Annotated in this window: 14 protein-coding genes; 9 read left to right on the top strand and 5 right to left on the bottom strand. The window is 70.0% G+C overall.

Annotated features, from left to right (window positions below; translation table 11 throughout):
- Nucleotides 1-153: 153 nt before the first annotated feature.
- The gene (locus tag OG747_RS51210; RefSeq protein ID WP_331743439.1) at nucleotides 154-867 is read right to left on the bottom strand and encodes a TetR family transcriptional regulator; all 714 of its coding nucleotides are present in this window, start codon (nucleotides 865-867) and stop codon (nucleotides 154-156) included.
- A 245-nt stretch (nucleotides 868-1,112) separates the two neighbouring features.
- Between OG747_RS51210 and OG747_RS51205 the strand changes: the two genes are divergently transcribed.
- Nucleotides 1,113-4,328, top strand: coding sequence for a cytochrome P450 (locus OG747_RS51205; protein ID WP_331743442.1), 3,216 nt, complete (start codon nucleotides 1,113-1,115; stop codon nucleotides 4,326-4,328).
- 133 nt (nucleotides 4,329-4,461) lie between these two features.
- Complete coding sequence (locus OG747_RS51200) at nucleotides 4,462-5,508, top strand: zinc-binding dehydrogenase (RefSeq protein WP_331743445.1); 1,047 nt, start codon at nucleotides 4,462-4,464, stop codon at nucleotides 5,506-5,508.
- A 254-nt stretch (nucleotides 5,509-5,762) separates the two neighbouring features.
- Here the strand turns inward: OG747_RS51200 and OG747_RS51195 are convergent, their stop codons facing one another.
- On the bottom strand, nucleotides 5,763-6,413 hold the full coding sequence (locus OG747_RS51195; RefSeq protein ID WP_331743447.1) for a TetR/AcrR family transcriptional regulator: 651 nt from the start codon (nucleotides 6,411-6,413) through the stop codon (nucleotides 5,763-5,765).
- A 151-nt stretch (nucleotides 6,414-6,564) separates the two neighbouring features.
- Nucleotides 6,565-7,200 (bottom strand): TetR/AcrR family transcriptional regulator, encoded by a 636-nt coding sequence (locus tag OG747_RS51190; RefSeq protein WP_331743450.1) that lies wholly within the window; start codon nucleotides 7,198-7,200, stop codon nucleotides 6,565-6,567.
- A gap of 137 nt (nucleotides 7,201-7,337) precedes the next feature.
- On the opposite strand from OG747_RS51190, the gene OG747_RS51185 reads away from it, so the two are divergent.
- The 7 genes from OG747_RS51185 to OG747_RS51155 all read left to right on the top strand — a co-directional run bounded on the left by OG747_RS51185 (nucleotide 7,338) and on the right by OG747_RS51155 (nucleotide 16,170).
- On the top strand, nucleotides 7,338-8,480 hold the full coding sequence (locus OG747_RS51185) for a VOC family protein (RefSeq protein WP_331744973.1): 1,143 nt from the start codon (nucleotides 7,338-7,340) through the stop codon (nucleotides 8,478-8,480).
- The gene (locus tag OG747_RS51180) at nucleotides 8,477-9,415 is read left to right on the top strand and encodes a fumarylacetoacetate hydrolase family protein (RefSeq protein WP_331743453.1); all 939 of its coding nucleotides are present in this window, start codon (nucleotides 8,477-8,479) and stop codon (nucleotides 9,413-9,415) included. The genes OG747_RS51185 and OG747_RS51180 overlap by 4 nt, the downstream gene beginning before the upstream one ends.
- Nucleotides 9,412-11,034 carry a bifunctional 3-(3-hydroxy-phenyl)propionate/3-hydroxycinnamic acid hydroxylase gene (locus OG747_RS51175; RefSeq protein WP_331743456.1) on the top strand — a complete coding sequence of 541 codons (1,623 nt, stop codon included), beginning with the start codon at nucleotides 9,412-9,414 and terminating at the stop codon, nucleotides 11,032-11,034. The genes OG747_RS51180 and OG747_RS51175 overlap by 4 nt, the downstream gene beginning before the upstream one ends.
- Nucleotides 11,035-11,050: 16 nt before the next feature.
- On the top strand, nucleotides 11,051-13,069 hold the full coding sequence (locus OG747_RS51170; protein WP_331765193.1) for an acetoacetate--CoA ligase: 2,019 nt from the start codon (nucleotides 11,051-11,053) through the stop codon (nucleotides 13,067-13,069).
- A 147-nt stretch (nucleotides 13,070-13,216) separates the two neighbouring features.
- Nucleotides 13,217-13,834, top strand: a complete 618-nt coding sequence (locus OG747_RS51165) for a malonic semialdehyde reductase (RefSeq protein ID WP_331765405.1) — start codon at nucleotides 13,217-13,219, stop codon at nucleotides 13,832-13,834.
- A 428-nt stretch (nucleotides 13,835-14,262) separates the two neighbouring features.
- Nucleotides 14,263-14,970, top strand: a complete 708-nt coding sequence (locus OG747_RS51160) for a hypothetical protein (protein ID WP_405886386.1) — start codon at nucleotides 14,263-14,265, stop codon at nucleotides 14,968-14,970.
- 441 nt (nucleotides 14,971-15,411) lie between these two features.
- Entirely contained in the window at nucleotides 15,412-16,170 is a 759-nt protein-coding gene (locus tag OG747_RS51155; protein ID WP_331743465.1) for a PIG-L family deacetylase, read from the top strand.
- Nucleotides 16,171-16,590: 420 nt separating this feature from the next.
- Here OG747_RS51155 and OG747_RS51150 read toward each other — a convergent pair whose 3' ends face one another.
- Nucleotides 16,591-17,679 carry a sugar kinase gene (locus OG747_RS51150; RefSeq protein WP_331743471.1) on the bottom strand — a complete coding sequence of 363 codons (1,089 nt, stop codon included), beginning with the start codon at nucleotides 17,677-17,679 and terminating at the stop codon, nucleotides 16,591-16,593.
- Nucleotides 17,680-17,770: 91 nt separating this feature from the next.
- Nucleotides 17,771-18,403, bottom strand: coding sequence for a bifunctional 4-hydroxy-2-oxoglutarate aldolase/2-dehydro-3-deoxy-phosphogluconate aldolase (locus tag OG747_RS51145; protein ID WP_331743474.1), 633 nt, complete (start codon nucleotides 18,401-18,403; stop codon nucleotides 17,771-17,773).
- Nucleotides 18,404-18,422: the final 19 nt, after the last annotated feature.

Raw genomic sequence — 18,422 nt, 5'->3', positions numbered from 1 at the left:
GGCCGCGGTCGCCAGACCCACCCGCTCACGACCATGCCGAGCACCACACAGGCCAGGGCGCGGGCAGAGTAGGGCAGGTAGTGCCCGTAGAGCGCGCACGTGGATCCGCCGACGTGTACACCATCAGATCGACTCGGCCCACGGCCGGCAGGATCAGACTGGGCCCGGCCATCGCGAGCTGGACACTGTTTGCTGCCTTGGGACAAAGCTCGGCTCGCTCGGCCAGGGGCCTGCCTCAGTCGCAATGCCTCGGCCGGCGCCCTGGCCGTCACCATCGGTGATGAGTCGGCTTTCCAGGCCCGTGATGATCGTGTCCAGCACCAGGCGGAACATGCGGTCCTCCTCAGGGCCTGCGTCCGCGGCCCCGTCTTCGCCGGCAGCGGGGGCGGTGGGCTCGAGGTTCGACCACTGGTGAAGCGCGCCGTTGAGTTCGGCGGTGAGGACACCGATGACGACCGCGCACATGAGAGCTGCGGTCGGCCGGATCTCTGAGTGCGGTACCCCTGCGGCGTCCAGTGTCGCGGTGAGCGCAGTCCAGAACGGGTCTTCGGGCTGGATGAAGTCCGGCTGGCTGAACGAGTAGGCCATGAGGTTGGGGTGGCGGTGCGCCAGCGTCCGGAAATCTGTGGCGAGCAGGCGGGTGCGCTCCTGCCAGGGAGCGTCCTCCAGCGTCACGGTGCGGAACTGGGCGCCGACCGTCCTCGCCACGCCGCGCAGCAGGGCGCCCTTGTTCGGTACGTGGTGGTACAGCGACATCGGGTTCGCGTCCAGCGCGGTCGCGAGTTTGCGCATGGTGAGCGCGTCGACCCCGTCCGCGTCGATGAGCCGCAGGGCGGCTGCATAGATCCCGGTCTCGGTCAGAGGCACGTCTCTCTTCCTTGTTCCCCGCGGGGGAAGCTTCGCCTTTGTCATACGCCGTACGGTAGCGGTTTCGTACGGCGTACGGAAATGAGCTGGGCCACACAGTGACCGAGCAGACACTTCCGTGACCCGGATTGCGCTCGACGTTCCATACGGCGTATGTTTCTCTTCCATACGGCGTATGTTTCTGTGGTGCACCGCGGCATCGACCGGCACCCTTGCCCATCCCTCTCCACACAAAGGAGCAAGCCATGACCACGTCGAACGACCTTCGCCCCATTCGGTCCCCGCGCGGGATACCCCTGCTCGGCCACACGCCGCAGATCCCCGACACCAACCCGGTGGAGTACTTCAACGAGCTGTCCAAGCAGTTCCCCGAGGGCATCTACGGCATGGACATCGCCGGCATCGAGCAGGTCTTCGTCTACGACCCGGACCTGGTGGCCGAGGTCTGCGACGAGACCCGGTTCTTCAAGCAGATCGAGAAGACGCCGCTGAGCCATGTGCGGGACTACACGGGGGCGGGCCTGTTCACGGCCCACCAGCACGAAGAGGAATGGGCCATGGCCCACCGGATCCTCCTGCCGGCCTTCAGCCAGCGGGCGATGAAGACCTACTTCGGTCAGATGCTGGAGATCGCCCAGAACCTGGTCGGCAAGTGGGAGAGCCGGGAGGGGCAGCCGGTCGCCATCACCGACGACTACACCCGGCTCACTCTGGACACCATCGCTCTGTCGGGTTTCGGCTACCGGTTCGACTCCTTCGCCGAGGAGGAACTGCACCCCTTCCTCAACGCGCTGCTGGAGGCGCTGATCGAGTCGCTGCGGCGCTCCCAGGAGCTGCCGATGATGACCAGGCTCCGGAAGGCGGACGACAGGAAGTACCGCGAGAACATCCAGCTGATGCGCGACCTGGTCGAGAACGTGATCAAGGAGCGCCGTGAGGGGAAGGGCACCGGCGAGGAGGACCTGCTCGGCCTGATGCTGGAGGCCACCGACCCGGAGACCGGCAAGCTGCTGGCGGACGACAACGTCCGCGACCAGGTGGTGACCTTCCTGATCGCCGGTCACGAGACCACCAGTGGCCTGCTGTCGTTCGCCACGTACTCGCTGATGCGCAACCCGCACGTCCTGGCGCAGGCGTACGCCGAGGTCGACCGCCTGCTGCCCGGTGACACGGTCCCGGACTACGACACGATCATGCAGCTCGACGTGATCCCGCGGATCCTGGAGGAGACCCTGCGCCTGTGGGCTCCCATCCCGCTGATCGCCAAGGCGCCCATCGACGGCACCGTCATCGGTGACGGGTACGAGCTGAAGAAGGGGACCAGGGCCAACATCCTCATGGGCGCGCTGCACTCCCACCCCAAGGCCTGGGACCGGCCGGAGGAGTTCGACATCGACCGGTGGCTGCCGGAGAACCGTGTGGAACAGCACCCGCACGCCTACAAGCCGTTCGGCAACGGTGTGCGTGCCTGCATCGGCCGCCAGTTCGCGCTCACCGAGGCCCGCCTGGCGCTGGCGCTGGTACTGCAGAAGTTCAGGTTCTCCGACACCACCGACTACAAGATGGACGTCCGCGAGGCGCTGACGCGCAAGCCCGGCGACTTCCAACTGGTCGTCCGCAGGCGTCAGGAGCACCAGCGGACCGTCTTCGGCGCCGCCGACCCGCAGGCCGGCGACACGCAGGCGCAGACAGCGGTCAGCGGCGTCGGCGTGAACCTGACCGTCGCCTACGCCTCCAGCCTCGGCTCCTGCGAGGACCTGGCGCGCACCATCGCCGACCGCGGTGAGCGCTCCGGCTTCGGCACCACGCTGACGAGCCTGGACGAGCTGGGCGACAACCTGCCCACCGAGGGCCTGCTCGTGGTCGTCGCCGCCAGCTACAACGGCAAGGCCCCCGACAACGCCCAGCGTTTCGACGACCTGCTCGCCGCAGGACTGCCCGAGGGCTCGCTGTCGAACGTGCGGTACGCGCTGCTGGGCGCCGGTAACACCCAGTGGGTGGCCACCTACCAGGCCTTCCCCAAGCGGATCGAGGAAGGCCTGCTGGCCGCCGGCGCCACCCCCGTCATCGAGCGCGGCATCGCCGACGCCGCCGGTGACTTCGACGGCATGGCCACTCGCTGGATGGACACCCTGTGGACCACCCTGGCCGAGGAGTACGCCGCCGACACCTCCGACGCGAGCGGCCCGCGCTACCAGGTCCAGCTGCTCACCGAGGCGGACGTGCGCCCCGCGATCGTCTCCGAGCAGGCCTACCCCCTCACGGTCGTGGCCAACGACGAACTCGTGGCCGACGCGACCGGCCTGTGGGACTTCAGCCTCGAGCCGCCGCGCCCGTCGGCGAAGTCCATCACCATCGAGCTCCCCGAGGGTGTCACCTACCACACCGGCAACCACCTGGCCGTCTTCGCCAAGAACGAGCCGGCACTGGTGGGCCGCGCTCTCGCCCGCCTCGGCGTCGACCGCGACCAGGTCCTGCGGCTGGACCAGCCGGCCGGCGGCCGCACCCACCTGCCGGTGGGCACCCCCGTCCCCGCAGGCCTGCTCCTCACCGAGTTCCTGGAGCTGCAGGACGTGGCGACCCGCACCCAGGTGCGCATCCTGGCCGAGCACACCGAGTGCCCGTGGACCCGGCCGCAGCTGCAGGCCTACACCGCCGACACCGAGGAAGCCGAGGAGCGCTACCAGAACGAGATCCTCGGCAAGCGCGTCTCCGTGCTGGGCCTGCTGGAGCGCTTCCCCGCGGTCGAACTGCCGCTGGCCGTTTTCCTGGAGATGACGGGGCCGATCCGTCCCCGCTTCTACTCCATCTCCTCCGCCCCGCTGGCCAACCCGCGCCACGTGCGCCTGACTGTGGGCCTGCTGGAAGGCCCGGCCCTGTCCGGTGACGGCCAGTACCGCGGCACCTGCTCCTCCTACATCGCCGGACTCGAGCCCGGAGACGTCTTCTACGGCTACGTGCGCGTGCCCTCCCCGACCTTCGCCCCGCCGGCCGACCCCGCCACGCCGCTGATCCTCATCGGCCCCGGCACCGGCATCGCGCCGCTGCGCGGATTCCTGGAGGAGCGCGCCTCGCAGCACGCGAACGGCACCCAGGTCGGCCTGTCGCAGGTCTTCGTGGGCTGCCGCCACCCGGAGCACGACTACTTCTACCGGGACGAGATGGAGATGTGGGCGCTGTCCGGCATCGCCCAGGTCCACACCGCCTTCTCCGCGGTGAGCGGCCACCCGGCCCGGTTCGTGCAGAACGCCATCGCCAACGCCGCCGACACGGTGTGGCAGGCCATCGAAGACGGCGCGTACATCTACGTCTGCGGTGACGGCCGCCGCATGGCACCCGCCGTCCGCGAGGCCCTCGCCGCGATTCACCGCCAGCGGACCGGCAGCGACGACGAAACCGCCCAGCAGTGGCTCGCCCAGCTCGAAGCCGACGAGCGCTACCAGCAGGACGTCTTCGCCTGACCCCCGGACGCCGGGAGGCGTGCGGCCGTCCAGCCACCCCGCACGCCTCCCGGCCACCACAAGCCCGCCCGACACCACACGGCACCGATCGGCCCGAATCGCCGGGAGTGCCGCTCACAGAAGGAAGATCACCATGGACACCATGCTCGCCGGACGCTTCCACCTGGACAGCAAGAAGTTCGTCGTGGAGGAGGTCCCCGTCCCCGTGCCGGGTCCGGGCGAGATCCTCATCGAGGTGAAGGCCGCAGGCGTCTGCCTTTCGGACGTCCACCTGATCGACGGCTCCCTCGTCCCGCTGTTCGCCACCTCAGACGTGGTCACCGTCGGCCACGAGGTTTCGGGCGTGATCCACACCCTCGGCCCCGACCTCAAGCGCGGCCTGACCGTGGGCACCCGCGTCACCCTGGAGGCCGGCAAGACCTGCGGCCAGTGCGCCGGCTGCGTGCGCCGCCGCCCCTGCACCCAGATGCTCACCGCCGGCATCGACTACGACGGCGGCTGGGCCCAGTACACCCTCGCCCGCGAGGACACCCTCATCGCCATCCCCGACAGCCTCCCCTTCGACCAGGCCGCGATCATCCCCGACGCGGTCTCCACCCCCTACGCCGCCGTCGTCGCCACCGCCGGGGTACGCCCCGCACAGTCCGTCGGCGTGTGGGGTGTGGGCGGAGTCGGCGCACACAACGTACGCCTCGCCCGCCTGGTCGGCGCCGCACCGATCATCGCCGTCGACCCGCTGCCCAGCGCCCGGGAACGCGCCCTGGCCTTCGGCGCGGACATCGCACTCGACCCGGCCGCCGACGACTTCGCCGACCAGGTACGTGCCGCCACCGCCGGACGGGGCCTCGACTTCGCCTTCGACTGCGCCGGCGTGCCCGCCGTCCGCGAGCAGGCCGCCTCCGCACTCGGCCTGGGCGGCTCCCTCATCCTGGTCGGCATCACGCCCAGGCCCCTCACCATCACCGAGGGCCTGACCTTCAACTACATGCAGAAGCAGGTGCGTGGCCACTACGGCGGCTACCCCGAGTCCGTCACCGAGCTCGTGCAGCTGACCGCAGCCGGCCGCCTCGACCTCGCCCCCTCCATCACGGACCACATCCCGCTCGCCGACGCCGCCGACGCGATCCACCGACTGGAGAACAAGATCGGCGACCCGATCCGCCTCATCCTCGTCCCCTGACACGTCCAGCGGGACATCAAAGCCACCTCGGGCAGGGGTGAGTGGGCGCCGGTGCTTGAGGGAGCACCGGCGCCCACGGCTTTCCGGTATCTGCCGGCCTGGCACGCGCCGGCTGCGCTCCGCGTGCGGGACGTCCTGCATGAGTCGGAGGGGCATGAACGGCGTTCTGACGTTCGCCGCTTCGCCGCCTCAGCGCGCAGTCACCGAGGCAACGAAGAAGTGTGCGTCGAGCCCGCGGCAGCCGCTCCGCTCCGTCACGGCTCCTTGCGGGTTCGTGCGATGTGGCTCTCCAAGCCGGCGATCGTCGCGTCCAGCGCACAGTTGAACATCGCGTCGATCACATCCTTCGCGGGTGAGGGGACGTCTTCCCCGTCGGGGCCGGCTGGTGCCGGCGGCAGGGTGGTCCACCGCTGCAGCGCTCCGGTCAGTTCGCTGACCAGCAGCCCCGTGAAAACCGCGCACAGGGAGGCAGCGACGCGCGGGATCTCCGAGGCCGGCAGTTCCGCGGCAGACAGGATGTTGATGAGCCCCTGCCAAAAGGGGTCCTCCGGCTGGACGTAGTCGGCTCGCGCGAAGGAGTACGCCATCAGTTTCGGATGGCTGTGTGACAGTTTACGGAAGTCCAGAGCCAGTTGGCGCAGGCGGTCCTGCCAGGGGAGATCTTCCCGCGCCCCCGCGCGGAACTGCGAGCCGACGCGCTCGGCCAGACCACGCAGCACGGCGTCCTTGTTCGGCACGTGGTGGTACAGCGACATCGGGTTCGCATCCAGCGCGGTCGCGAGTTTGCGCATGCTGAGCGCCTCGACCCCGTCGGCGTCGATGAGCTGCAGCGCCATGGCGTAGATGCCGTCCTTGGTGAGCGGGACGTCCCTCTTCCTGGTTCCCCGGGGAGCCTTCTTTTCCATACGTTGTATGGTATCAGTGAAGCAGTTCCATACGTTGTATGGAAATCTGGGGCGCCGCTGCAACGGCGGCTTCCTCGCATCGAACGGCGTCGTTGCTCTCGCCCTCTCGCCGCACAAAGGGGCAAGTCAGAGGTCGCCTCGGGCGGGGGAATCAGGTGAGGCCGGGCAGGGTGCGCCGGGTGACCTCACGGGCGTCGTCGGCGGGGACACCCAGCATGCGCAGGACCATCTCAGCCAGGTCCGAGGCGGCCTCGTCGCCGTCGAGGTCGGGGCGGGCCAGCCTCAGCGCCACGAGGGACAGCAGGGTCCCGCCGAGGGCGGACAGGGCGGTGGTCGGGTTGGTGCAGGTGAAGCGGCCCGTGGCGATGCCGATCTCCAGGTCGCGGAGCGCTCGTGGGGACAGGCCGCTCTGGGCGTGAATGTGGGCCAGACCGCGATCACGCAGGATCCGCATGAGTTCCGGATGGGAGTCGGCCATCCGGGCGGTGAGCCGGAAGCCCGCCGCGACGAGTTCGGCCGGGTCCTCGATCCCTTCGACACGCTCGTCGATGGCCTGACCGAACTCCTCCAGGGCGTCCGTCACCGCGGCGTCGAAGAGCTCCGTCTTGGACTCGAAGTGGTTGTAGAAGGAGCCGAAGCCGACGTCGGCGCGCTCGGCGATGGCCTGGATGCTGGCGCTGGTGTCCCCGGTCTCCGCGAGGATCTGCCGGGCCGCGCGGACGAGCGCCTGACGGGTCTCGGCACGGCGCCGCTCGAAGCGGTTCTTGGGCGGGGCTGACGTCGGCATACGGCGAGTCTAACAACCGTCGCGATGAGTCTGCCATTAGTGATGAGATCATCAATTATTTGAGTCCACCCTATTGACGATGGGTAACGGCAAAGTTGATGATTTCCTCATTACAGCAGTGTTGCTTGGAGGACACCATGTCCCACACCCCCGTTAACAGGGCCGCTCCCCAGACGCCCCACCAAGACCTCCACAGTGAGCAGGGCGCCCTGCGCGGAGAGCACCCCGGACGTTCCCGGAATCCCGTGATCAAGGTGGCGGATCTGGCCTGGCTCGAGTTCGAGAAGCCGGACCTGGACCGGGCTGAGGTCTTCGCGCGTGACTTCGGGTTCGCGGTCGCCGCCCGCACCGAGGGGGAGTTGTGGCTGCGCGGCACCTTCGCGGGCTCACCCTGCATGGTCATCCGGCGGGGGCGTGCGTCCCGGTTCATCGGGCCGGCGTTCCGCGCGGCCGAGCGGGCCGACCTGGACCGGCTGGCCCGCGCCACCGGCAGTACCGTCCGGGCCATCGGCGTACCGGGCGGGCAGTCGGTCGCCCTGCTCGATCCCTCGGGCCTGCCGGTCCGGGTCGTGCACTGCGCCGAGCAGCTGCCCGCGCTGCCCGAGCAGGAGCCGCTGATCCTCAACTTCGGTACAGATCACCGTCGTACGAACGCCACTCAGCGCCCGCCCCGTGAGCCGTCCCGTATCCAGCGGCTGGGCCATGTGGTGCTGGAAACACGGGTGTTCGCCCGCACCTTGGACTGGTACCTGGACACCCTCGGGATGATCGTGTCCGACTTCCTGTTCCTGGACGGGCAGCGCGGGCGCGGGCCGACGATGACGTTCATCCGGTGCGACCGGGGGAGCGTGGCCGTCGATCACCACACGCTGGCCCTGCACCTGGGGCCCGGAACCGGCTACGTCCACTCGGCCTACCAGGTCACCGACCTCGATGCGATCGCCGTCGGTGGGGAGTACCTGGCCGAGCGCGGCTACCAGCGCAGCTGGGGCATCGGCCGGCACATCCAGGGCAGCCAGCTGTTCGACTACTGGCGCGACCCCGACCACTTCATGCTGGAGCACTTCGCCGACGGCGACCTCTTCTCCTGCGACCTGGAGCCCGGCTGGGCACCGATGTCGGCGAGCGGCCTGGCCCAGTGGGGCCCGCCGGTCACCCGCGACTTCCTGGGCACCAACCCTTCCCCGGCCAAGCTGCGCGAGGTCATGACGGCCCTGCGCGACGACAACGAACTCGACCCCGCACGCCTGCTGGGCCTGATGAAAGCGATGAGCTCATGAGTACCAACGTTCTGCGCACCACCGACAGTTGGTGGGTCGTCCGGGACGAACGCGCCGTCCGCATCGAGACCAAGGCCGTCACCACCGCCGAACTGCTCGCGGACCGCGACGCGGTCCGCGAAGCTGCCGCCTCCGCCGAGAGCGGCACGCCCGTCGCCGACCTGGTGGCGCTGCCTCCGGTCACCACCCCGTGCCGGGTGGTCGCCCAGATGGTCAACTACCGCAGCCACGCCAAGGATTCGGGCTTCACCGGCGACATCCCGCCCACCTTCTTCCGTAAAGCGTCCGGCTCGGTCAGCGGCCCCCACGACACGATCATCCGCCCCGCACACGTGAAGTTCCTCGACTACGAGGTGGAACTCGGCCTCGTCATGGGCGCCACCCTGCCCGTGGGCACCGTCGTCGAGGAGCAGGACCTGCCGCGCTATGTCGCCGGCCTCGTCCTGACCAACGACGTCAGCGCCCGCGACGTCCAGCTGACCAAGACCCAGTTCTACGAGAGCAAGTCCTATCCGACCTTCACACCGACGGGTCCGTACCTGGCCCTGCTGGAGCCCGAGGACTTCACCCATCTGCTGAACCTGCGACTGCGGCTGTCGGTCAACGGCGTGTCACGCCAGGACCGCACGCTGACCGACATGATCGTGCGGCCCGCACAGGCGCTCACCCTGCTCGCCCGCTTCCAGACCCTCGCCCCGGGCGACCTGCTGCTGACCGGCACACCCGGCGGCACGGCCCTGAAGGCCCCGCCCAAGCCGGCCGAGAAGATCGCTGCGCTGCTGCCGCCCGCACTGAAGTGGAAGGCGTTCTTCAAGGGCCAGGCCAAGAACCCCAAGTACCTGCGCAACGGTGACCTCATCACCGCCACGATCGCCACCCCGGACGGACGGATCGACCTCGGCGAGCAGCGGACCCCCATTACGGACGCACCATGAAGGCCACAGCCCGTAGACCGGTGGTGATCATCGGTGCCGGACCCGTCGGGGTCACGGCCGCCCTGCTGCTCGCCCGGCACGGAGTGCGCAGCTTGCTCCTCGAACGTCACCGGGACATCTACCCCCTGCCGCGCGCCGTCGTCGTGGACGACGAGATCCGCCGGATCCTGCAGAGCGCCGGTGTCCACGAGGAGTTCGCCTCCCTCGCCCGCCCGGCGCCCGGACTGCGGCTGCTGGACGCCGGGCGCCGCGTGATCGCCGAATTCCCGCGGTCCATGCACGGACACCACGGCTTCCCGCAGACCAGCATGTTCGACCAGCCCGATCTGGAACGCCTGCTGCGTGACGCCCTGGCGCGCCGCCCGGAGTGCGAGCTGTGGAGCGGAGTGGAGGTCGTGTCCGTCACCCAGTCCGTCGCACGGGACACCGACGGACCGAACGATCCGACGGGTCCGGTCCGGGTCACCCTTCGTCGCGACGGCAGCGACGAGGACGAGCACCTGTGGGCCGATGCCGTCCTCGGCTGCGACGGTGCGGGCAGTCTCACCCGTGACGCCATCGGCGCCGTGTGGGAGGACCTGCACTTCGAGGAGAGCTGGCGGGTCATCGACGTGCGCACCAGCCGCCCTGTGCGCACCTGGGAAGGCGCCGAGCAGATCTGCTCTCCCACCCAGCCGGCCACCTTCATGCGCGTCAGCGAGGACCGCTACCGCTGGGAGTTCCGGCTGGCCGACGACCAGAACCTGGACGGCCCGGACGGATGGGAGCGCCTGCGCGAGCTGGTCGCCCCCTGGGTGGACCTGCCGCCCGACGCCTCGCAGGGCGACGACTTCGAGGTGGTGCGGCAGGCGCAGTACACCTTCCGAGCCCGTCTCGCCGACCGGTGGCGCAGGGGGCGTGTCTTCCTGCTGGGCGACGCCGCCCATCTCACCCCGCCCTTCGTCGGGCAGGGTCTGTGCGCGGGCCTGCGCGACGCCCAAAACGTCACCTGGAAACTCGCCCGCGTCCTCCAACAGAGCGCACCCGAGGGGCTGCTGGACACCTACGAACGCGAGCGCAAGCCGCACGCCCGCCAGGTGATCCGGATCGCGGTCGCCGTCGGCTGGGCCATGACCGGCGGACAGGACCGCGGTGCGGCGTTCCGCCGGGCCGTCGTGGGCACCGCCTGTCGCATCCCCGGCGTGACCGCGGCGGTGAGCCGTGACCTCAGTCCCGCCCTGACCGCCGGTCCACTCGTACGGCGCCGCCCCAGACTGACCGGCCGCGTGCTGGCCGGCACCTTCTGCCCGCAGCCCTGGGTACGGCACGACGGCAGGCGAGTACGCCTCGATGACGTCCTCGGGGACTCCTTCGCCGTCCTGACCGCTGTGCCACCCACGGCGCAGATGACGGCCGTGGCCACGGCACTCGGCGCCCCGACGATCCGCGTCGACGACCTGGGCGACGACGGCACCCTGGCCGGCTGGCTGGCACGCGGCCGTGCCGACGCCGTCCTGCTGCGCCCCGACCGCGTCGTGATGGACACCGTCCCGGCCGGCACCGGCGACTTCACGGACACCGTCGCCTGGGCCCCCCTGCTGCACACGGCCCGCCGTACCGCCGACGCCCGGCCCGCCTGACGAGGAGCACCACACCATGACCACCCCGCGCCCTGAGCCGTATCCGGAACCCTTCTTCACTCCCGACCCGAAGTCGGCCGCCCACAGCCGCATCGCGGACTTCGCCCGATGGGCGGCCCGGCACCGGGGCGCCGAAGGGATCCAGGACCCCACGGACTACCCAGCCCTGTACCAGTGGTCCGTCACCGACCTCGAAGGATTCTGGGCCGCGATGTGGGAGTACTTCGACATCGACGCGACGACTGAGTACGAGCGGGTGCTGGCGGAGGAGACCATGCCCGGCGCCCGCTGGTTCCCCGGCGCCACCCTCAACTACGCCCATCACGCGCTGCGCAACCTGCAGCCGGACGCTCCCGCGATCACCGCCCTGGACGAGACCGGAGCCGGCTATGAGATCACCGGCCGGGAGCTGCGCGCCCGGGTCGCCTCCGTCGCTGCCGGCCTGCGCGACCTGGGCGTCGGACAGGGCGACCGGGTGGTGGGCTATCTGCCCAACACCCCCCACGCCGTCATCGCCTTCCTCGCCACCGCAAGCCTGGGCGCGGTGTGGTCGGTGTGCGGCCAGGACTACGCACCCAAGGCCGCCGCCGACCGCTTCGCGCAGCTCGAACCCACGGTGCTCATCACCGCTGACGGCTACCTCTTCAACGGCACCACCCACGACCGCCGCGCCGCCTCGCTCGAACTCGCCGCCGCCCTGCCGACGCTGAAGGCCACGGTGCTCGTGGACCACGTGGGCCTTGCGTGGCCCGAGGGCGGGGACTCGGTGCTGAGGGTTCCCTGGGAGGACGCGGCCACCCGCGTCGAGTACCTCACCATCGCCCCGGTGCCGTTCGACCACCCCCTGTGGGTCGTCTTCTCCTCCGGCACCACCGGACTGCCCAAGGGCATCGTCCACGGGCACGGCGGGGTCCTGCTCGAACACCTCAAGACTCTCGGCCTGCACACCGATCTGGGCACCGGGGACCGCCTGCTGTGGTATACCACCACCCACTGGATGATGTGGAACCTGGTCGTCTCCACCCTGCTGACCGGTGCCACCACCTGCACCTACGACGGCAGCCCGGCACCGCAGGCGCGTCCGGACGTCCTGTGGGAGCTGGCGGCCCGTCACAAAGTCACCGTCTTCGGCACCAGTCCTCAGTACCTGCTGACCATGGCCAAGCTGGGCATCGAACCCTCCGTGCACGACCTGTCGGCCATCCGCGTCGTCGGCTGCACCGGCTCCGCTCTGCCCGCCTCCGCCTACCCCTGGGTCCGCGACCACGTGGGCGCCGGCGTCCAGTTGGCCTCCACCAGCGGCGGTACGGACATCGTCTCCGGCTTCGCCGGCAGCGCCTCCACGACCCCCGTCTGGGCGGGGGAGCTGTCCGCCCCCAGCCTCGGCGTGGCCCTGGCCGCCTACGACGCGACGGGCACCCCTGTCCTCGACCAGGTCGGCGAACTGGTCGTCACCCGGCCCATGCCGTCCATGCCGCTGTACTTCTGGAACGACCCCGACGGCAGCCGCTACCGCGACGCCTACTTCGGCGCCTACCCCGGTGTGTGGCGGCACGGCGACTGGATCACACTCACCTCGCACGGCTCGGTGATCGTCCACGGCCGCTCCGACGCCACCCTCAACCGCAACGGCGTGCGCCTGGGCAGTGCCGACATCCATGACGTCGTCGAACGCCTCCCCGAGATCACCGAGGCTCTCGTCATCGGCGCGGAGGAACCCGACGGCCGCTACTGGATGCCGCTCTTCGTGGTCCTCGCCGACGGGGTCGGCCTGGACGACTCCCTGCGCGTCCGGATCCGCGACGCGATCCGCACCGGCGCCTCCCCCCGCCACGTCCCCGACGAGATCCTCGCCGTACGGGCCCTCCCGCACACGAAGACCGGCAAGAAGCTCGAGGTTCCCGTCAAGCGCCTGCTCCAGGGTGCCCCCGCCGAGGAAGTCCTGAACCCCGAGGCGGTCGACAATCCCGACCTGATCGCCTACTTCGCCCGCCTGGGCGCGGAGCGGAACAAGCGGTCAGCACACGACACATGACGTCGGCCAGGGGACCACAGGCGCACGTGACAGCACCGGGTCCTTGTGCCCCGCCCGGCTCCGCAAACCCGTCCCCACGGGGTGGTGCCGGGGCGGTCAACCCGCCCCGGCACCACACACAACCGAAGTAAGAGAGAAATCATGAGCATGACCGACCGCGAACCGCAGGCCCTCGATGTCCTCGACGACGCCGGACGAAAGGTGCTGTTCTCCGAGGCCCGCACCGCGAACACCTTCGCCGAGGTGGCCGTTGCCGACGACGAACTGGCCATGATCTGGGAACTCGCCCGCTGGTCGCCGAGCGCCGCCAACGGCCAGCCTCTGCGCGCGCTCTTCGTGCGCACCCGCGAGGGCAAGGAGCGACTCGTCCGGCATCTCGACGAGGGCAACAGGGCCAAGACGCTCAGTGCGCCGGCCGTGGCGGTCCTGGCGTACGACGTCGACTTCCACGAGCAGATGCCGACAGTCTTCCCGGCCCGCGGCGACATGCTGCGAGCGGCGTTCGCCGGTCAGATGGAGACGCGGGAGAGCATCGCGGCCTACAACTCGGCACTGCAGACCGGGGTCTTCCTGCTCGCGGTGCGCGCGGCGGGGTTCGCGGCCGGTCCCATGGCGGGCTTCGACAAGGCCGGCGTGGACGGAGAGTTCTTCGCCGGTACCAGCTGGCGCTCGCATCTGGTGGTCAACATCGGTCACCCCGGTGCCGACCCGTGGTTCCCGCGGCTGCCCCGCGTGCCCGTCGAGGACGCCGTCGCCTGGGCCTGACGGCACTGCCGCCACCTGGTTCTTCGCACTCACGTTTCCGTACATCGTATGGTTTACTCGAAGGATAGTTCCATACGGCGTATGGAATCTTGGGGCCTTGCTGCGAAAGCGACTTCTCTCGCGCTCGGTGACGCAGTGCAGAGCCGACCGGGCCCGCACAGAGCGGCCAACAGCGCCCGACCGCGTCGGCTGCGGCGTCCCAGCATGTCCAGCGCCCGGCTGTCGGTGTCGCGGCCGACAACCACCGCTCGGGCGGCGGCCATGAGCACAACTGGGACCGGAGCGACGACCGCCGGTCGGGCCGCGACCACGACTCTGGCTGTGATTGCAGCAAAACGTACCGTTGCAGGCCGAGACCGCCCTGACCAGCTGTCTGTGCTCGGTGGCGACGTTTAGCGTGGCCATCTTGATGCTGGCACACTGAATGTGTGTCCCCGTTGATGACCGTTGCTGATCAGAATGCGTCCTCATCGATGACCGGCGCCGCCGTCGTGTCGGTCTGCGCATTGGTCTTCACGGTCTCCTCATTCTGGTGGATCAATGCCAGACAAGGGCGCCTGAAGACATGGGAGCCTCACTCCTTTGCGGCGATTTTCAACTACTCTCTGGTTCGCCTGCGGCTTCCGCTCGTCCTTCACAACACCGGCGCCAAGCCGATAGTCGTGCAGGATCTCAGGCTCACCTTCCCTGATGAGCCCGCCTCTCATCTACCACTCTTGTGGATGTCTTCGCCGTCTCGTCTCCAACCCGGACCGGACGAGGAACTGAAGTTGCCGGCCGGATTCGTTGTGGCCGGCAGAGAAGCTCAACAACTTTTCATCGAGCTCGAGGCACCGTTTCCCGGGCTCCTTCCGGAGGCCCGTGACTACAAGGTCCAGATTCAAGTGAGGGTTGGCCACCGCAAGGGGTGGCGCCCGCTTCTGACGTTCACGTTGAGGACCACCAACATCATTGATCCCGACCGGTACGCCGTCTGCAACAACGCACCTCTTGAACTGACGAAGGAGGATCGGCAAAAGGCAGACGCTGCGCTCCTGGAGCTCTTGGACAAGCAGGAGAAGGACGCTTCCGCTCAGGGTGGGACCAAGCAGCGAGACTCTTCGAGCGACGATGGCAACGCCGGTACCGACCTGTAGGCCGGGAAGATGGTCATGAGATCGGCAAGGGCGGACGTGTTGGCGCACTGCACGTACGGCACGTCCTGACCGTTGCGCCCGTCCGGCGCCGCCGCCGGCAGCTTCTCGATGTCGTCAGCGGTCTGCTGAAGGAAGTAGGTGCGCTCGCGGTACTTGTCGTAGCCGGTGAACGCCGCGGCGATGGTGATGGCGAAGCTGACGCTGATGAGGGTAATGCTCGTGCCGCAGACGGCTGGTTATAGTACGCGAGCGAGCTGCGACGTCGTTTCGACGTGAGAATTGGGAGTCGCACTCGCACGCGATTACCGCAGGTACGCGACTTCGGGAGCCACGGCTTAGCCGAGGTGACCGGCCCAGCGTCCGGCGGGGCGGCAATCCCAGGGTGCGCCCGGCCCGGAGAGTTCCAGAGACGCTCTCCTCATTCTGGAAGGTGATCTGTCGATGCCGGTGCCGAGTCTGCTCGCGGTTTTCGCTCACCCGGACGACGAGTCCCTGTGGTCGGGCGGAGTGCTTGCCCGGCATGCGGCCGCAGGAGCTCGAACCGCGGTTGTCACGGCGACCTGGGCGGCGGACACTCAACGCGGCGCGGAACTGGCCGAAGCACTTCGGATCCTCGGCACGGACGAGCCGCGCATGCTCGGTTACGCCGATGCTTGGGCACCGCAGTCAGCTTCGGGCAGCGTGCGGTTTTGCGAAGCGCCGCTCGACGAGACGGTGGGACGACTGGTCGCGCAGCTGCGGGAGTTTCGCCCGGACGTCGTGGTCACCCACGACGCCTACGGTGGGCTGACCGGTCATCCAGACCATGTGCACACCCACCGGGTGACCACGCTCGCAGTCCAGGCAGCGGGGCTTGAACGGCTCTATCCGGGTGCAGGTGACCCCTGGCAGCCGAGCGCCCTCTACCTGGCCACGCACCCGCATTCGGCTGTACGGACGCTGAGCGACCTGGCCCGTGCCGGCAAGGCCATGAACAGTGTTCCGGACGAACGGATCACCGCGACGGTCGATGTCAGCCCCTGGCTGGAGCAGAAATGGGCTGCCGTGCAGGCCCATCGCACCGAGGTGGAGCGAGGGGCCGCACCGGGTCTGCTTGCCGGCCTCCCGGCAGCCGTCCGGGAGCGGATTCTCTCCACCGAGTGGTACATCCGCCAGGACACCGTCTCCCCAGTGGCAGCTCAAAGCGAACTGACACCCTGAGCATGACGGGCCGCAGTGACTCCCGAACTCATCGACATTCGAGCTCGGCAGCAGCGACGCTCCTTGCCTCACTTCCTTGACGCTTGAACAGTGTTCCGGCCCGGGACCAGGGCGAGCGCGCGGACGGTCCGCCGCCGTTCACATCTCCTGGGCGGGCCTGGGTCCGAGGCCGGTCGGGGCCGGGGACATGACCGAGAAGCGAGCCGCCACCGCCACGGGCAGCACCGTGGAGACGACGGCTCGGTTCGGCTGCACCGCGCCGATCGGCACGATCGCGCGACGAGGTCCGCGTCTGCCTCGCGCTGTGCGCCCGGAAGCTCGGCGATCTCGCCTACGACCTGATCCCGCTCGATCCCGCCGCCCCGGCGGGCGACCGGTTGCGCCGCGCGCCGGCCTTGCGGGAGCGCCTGGACGCGGTCATCAACCAGGCCGCCGTCGCGGAGCGGGAGGAGGGCGCCACCCGGGACCTCGTCCCGAAGCCGGTGGCTCGCCGACCGGGCGGGCCTCCTCGCGGTGGCCGTCCTCGACGCGGGCCACCCGTGTCCACTCCTCGGCGGACAGTGCGAGGAGCCGCCGTACGGCCCCGGCGTCGGGCAGTGGCCCGTGGTCCCCCGTCACCTTCAGGGCGGAGACGGCCGTGATGTGGCCGAGGCGCAGGGCGCGCGTCGTGGTCCCGCCGCGGAGCAGACCGGCCAGGAAGCCCGCGGCGAAGGCGTCGCCGGCGCCGACGGGTTCGACCACCAGCGTGCGCAGCGCCGGAACCGCGACGACGCCCCCGTCGCGTACGGCGGCCGTCGCGGAGTCGGCGCCGTCCTTGACGACGACGATCCGCGGATGCGGCAGCAACTCCCGCACACCGATGGCCGTGAGGCCGGCGCCCCACAGGTTCTGCGCCTCGTCCAGGCCGACGAAGACGACGTCCGCGCGGTCGGCGAGGTCGCGCAGGACGGTACCTGCCGTGCCGTCACGCCACAGGGCGGGGCGGTGGTTGACGTCGAAGCTGACGGCGTACGGCCGTTCGGCGGGCGGGGGGCCGAGCGCCCGGGTCACCAGGTCCCGGCAGGAGGGGGACAGGGCCGGGGTGATCCCGCTGATGTGCAGGACGGAGGCGGTGCGTACGGGTTCGGTGTCCAACAGGCCGGGGCCGAGGGCGGAGGCCGCGGACCCGGACCGGTAGTAGTGGACGCGGGTTCCGGTCCGGTGGGGGTCCTTGAGGAGCAGGCCGGTGGGGCGGTCCGGGTCGGTGCGGACGTGGGTGACGTCGACGCCGGCGGCCGCGACGGCGGCGCGGACGCGCCGGCCGGGCGCGTCGTCGCCGAGGGCGGAGAGCCAGGCCACCGGTATGCCGTGGTCGGCCAGGTACATCGCGACGTTCGACTCGGCCCCGGCCACCGTCAGGCGCAGGAGTTCGGCGTCCTCCAGCGGGCCGGACGGGCAGGGGGCCAGGGCCGCCATCGTCTCCCCGACGCACACGACGGGGCCGGGGGCGGGCCGCCATTCCACGCTCATGCGGGCTCCCCGGGCAAAAGCGGCGGCACGGGCGCCATGTCGTGGAGGCGGAACACCGGCGTCGGCGGGGCGGGTGGTGTGCGCGGGGTGCTCATCGTCCGGACTCCTCCGCGATGGCACGGTAGGCGCGGGCCCGGTCGCGGAGCGCGGCGAGGCTGCCTCCGTCGGCGGCGTCGCCGACCAGGGGCGAGCCGACACCGACCGCGATCGCGCCGGCCGTGAGGCAGGCGTGAGCGGCGAATGCGTCGATTCCGCCGACGGGAACGAAGGGCGCGTCCGGGAAGGGGCCGCGCAGCGCCTTCAGATAGTCCGCTCCCCCGAAGGGCGCGGCAGGGAAGAGTTTCAGGGCCTCGGCTCCGAGCGTGCGGGCGGCGATGACGTCGGTCGGGGTCAGGACTCCGGCGAGGACGGGCAGACCCAGGTCCCGGGCCGCGCGGACGCCGTCGCCGAGTCCGGGTGTCACCACGAAGGCGGCTCCCGCGCGGTGTGCGGCGCGGGCGTCGTCGGCGCTCAGTACGGTCCCGGCGCCCAGCAGTGCGTCCGGGCCGAGGGCGTGCCGGGCCCGCTCGATGACGGTGAGGGCGTCCGCTCCGCTCAGGGACACCTCGATGAGGTCGACGCCCTCCTCGGCGAGGGTCACCACAGTGCGCAGCGCGGCGTCCGCGTCGCCTCCGCGCACGATGGCCAGCAATCGGCGGGCGGCCAGGGCGGCTTGCAGATCCACGGAAGGCAACTCCTTGTCT

The sequence above is a fragment of the Streptomyces sp. NBC_01384 genome (genome assembly GCF_045040035.1).
Lineage (GTDB): Bacteria > Actinomycetota > Actinomycetes > Streptomycetales > Streptomycetaceae > Streptomyces.
Note: the sequence above shows the minus strand (reverse complement) of the source record. Positions and strands in the feature narration are given on the sequence as shown.

Coding starts and splice junctions, on each gene's coding strand:
- OG747_RS51165 (WP_331765405.1), top strand. CDS start 13,217: ATGACCGACCGCGAACCGCAGGCCCTCGATGTCCTCGACGACGCCGGA.
- OG747_RS51200 (WP_331743445.1), top strand. CDS start 4,462: ATGGACACCATGCTCGCCGGACGCTTCCACCTGGACAGCAAGAAGTTC.
- OG747_RS51190 (WP_331743450.1), bottom strand. CDS start 7,200: ATGCCGACGTCAGCCCCGCCCAAGAACCGCTTCGAGCGGCGCCGTGCC.
- OG747_RS51155 (WP_331743465.1), top strand. CDS start 15,412: ATGCCGGTGCCGAGTCTGCTCGCGGTTTTCGCTCACCCGGACGACGAG.
- OG747_RS51180 (WP_331743453.1), top strand. CDS start 8,477: ATGAGTACCAACGTTCTGCGCACCACCGACAGTTGGTGGGTCGTCCGG.
- OG747_RS51170 (WP_331765193.1), top strand. CDS start 11,051: ATGACCACCCCGCGCCCTGAGCCGTATCCGGAACCCTTCTTCACTCCC.
- OG747_RS51175 (WP_331743456.1), top strand. CDS start 9,412: ATGAAGGCCACAGCCCGTAGACCGGTGGTGATCATCGGTGCCGGACCC.
- OG747_RS51185 (WP_331744973.1), top strand. CDS start 7,338: ATGTCCCACACCCCCGTTAACAGGGCCGCTCCCCAGACGCCCCACCAA.
- OG747_RS51150 (WP_331743471.1), bottom strand. CDS start 17,679: ATGAGCGTGGAATGGCGGCCCGCCCCCGGCCCCGTCGTGTGCGTCGGG.
- OG747_RS51195 (WP_331743447.1), bottom strand. CDS start 6,413: ATGGAAAAGAAGGCTCCCCGGGGAACCAGGAAGAGGGACGTCCCGCTC.
- OG747_RS51205 (WP_331743442.1), top strand. CDS start 1,113: ATGACCACGTCGAACGACCTTCGCCCCATTCGGTCCCCGCGCGGGATA.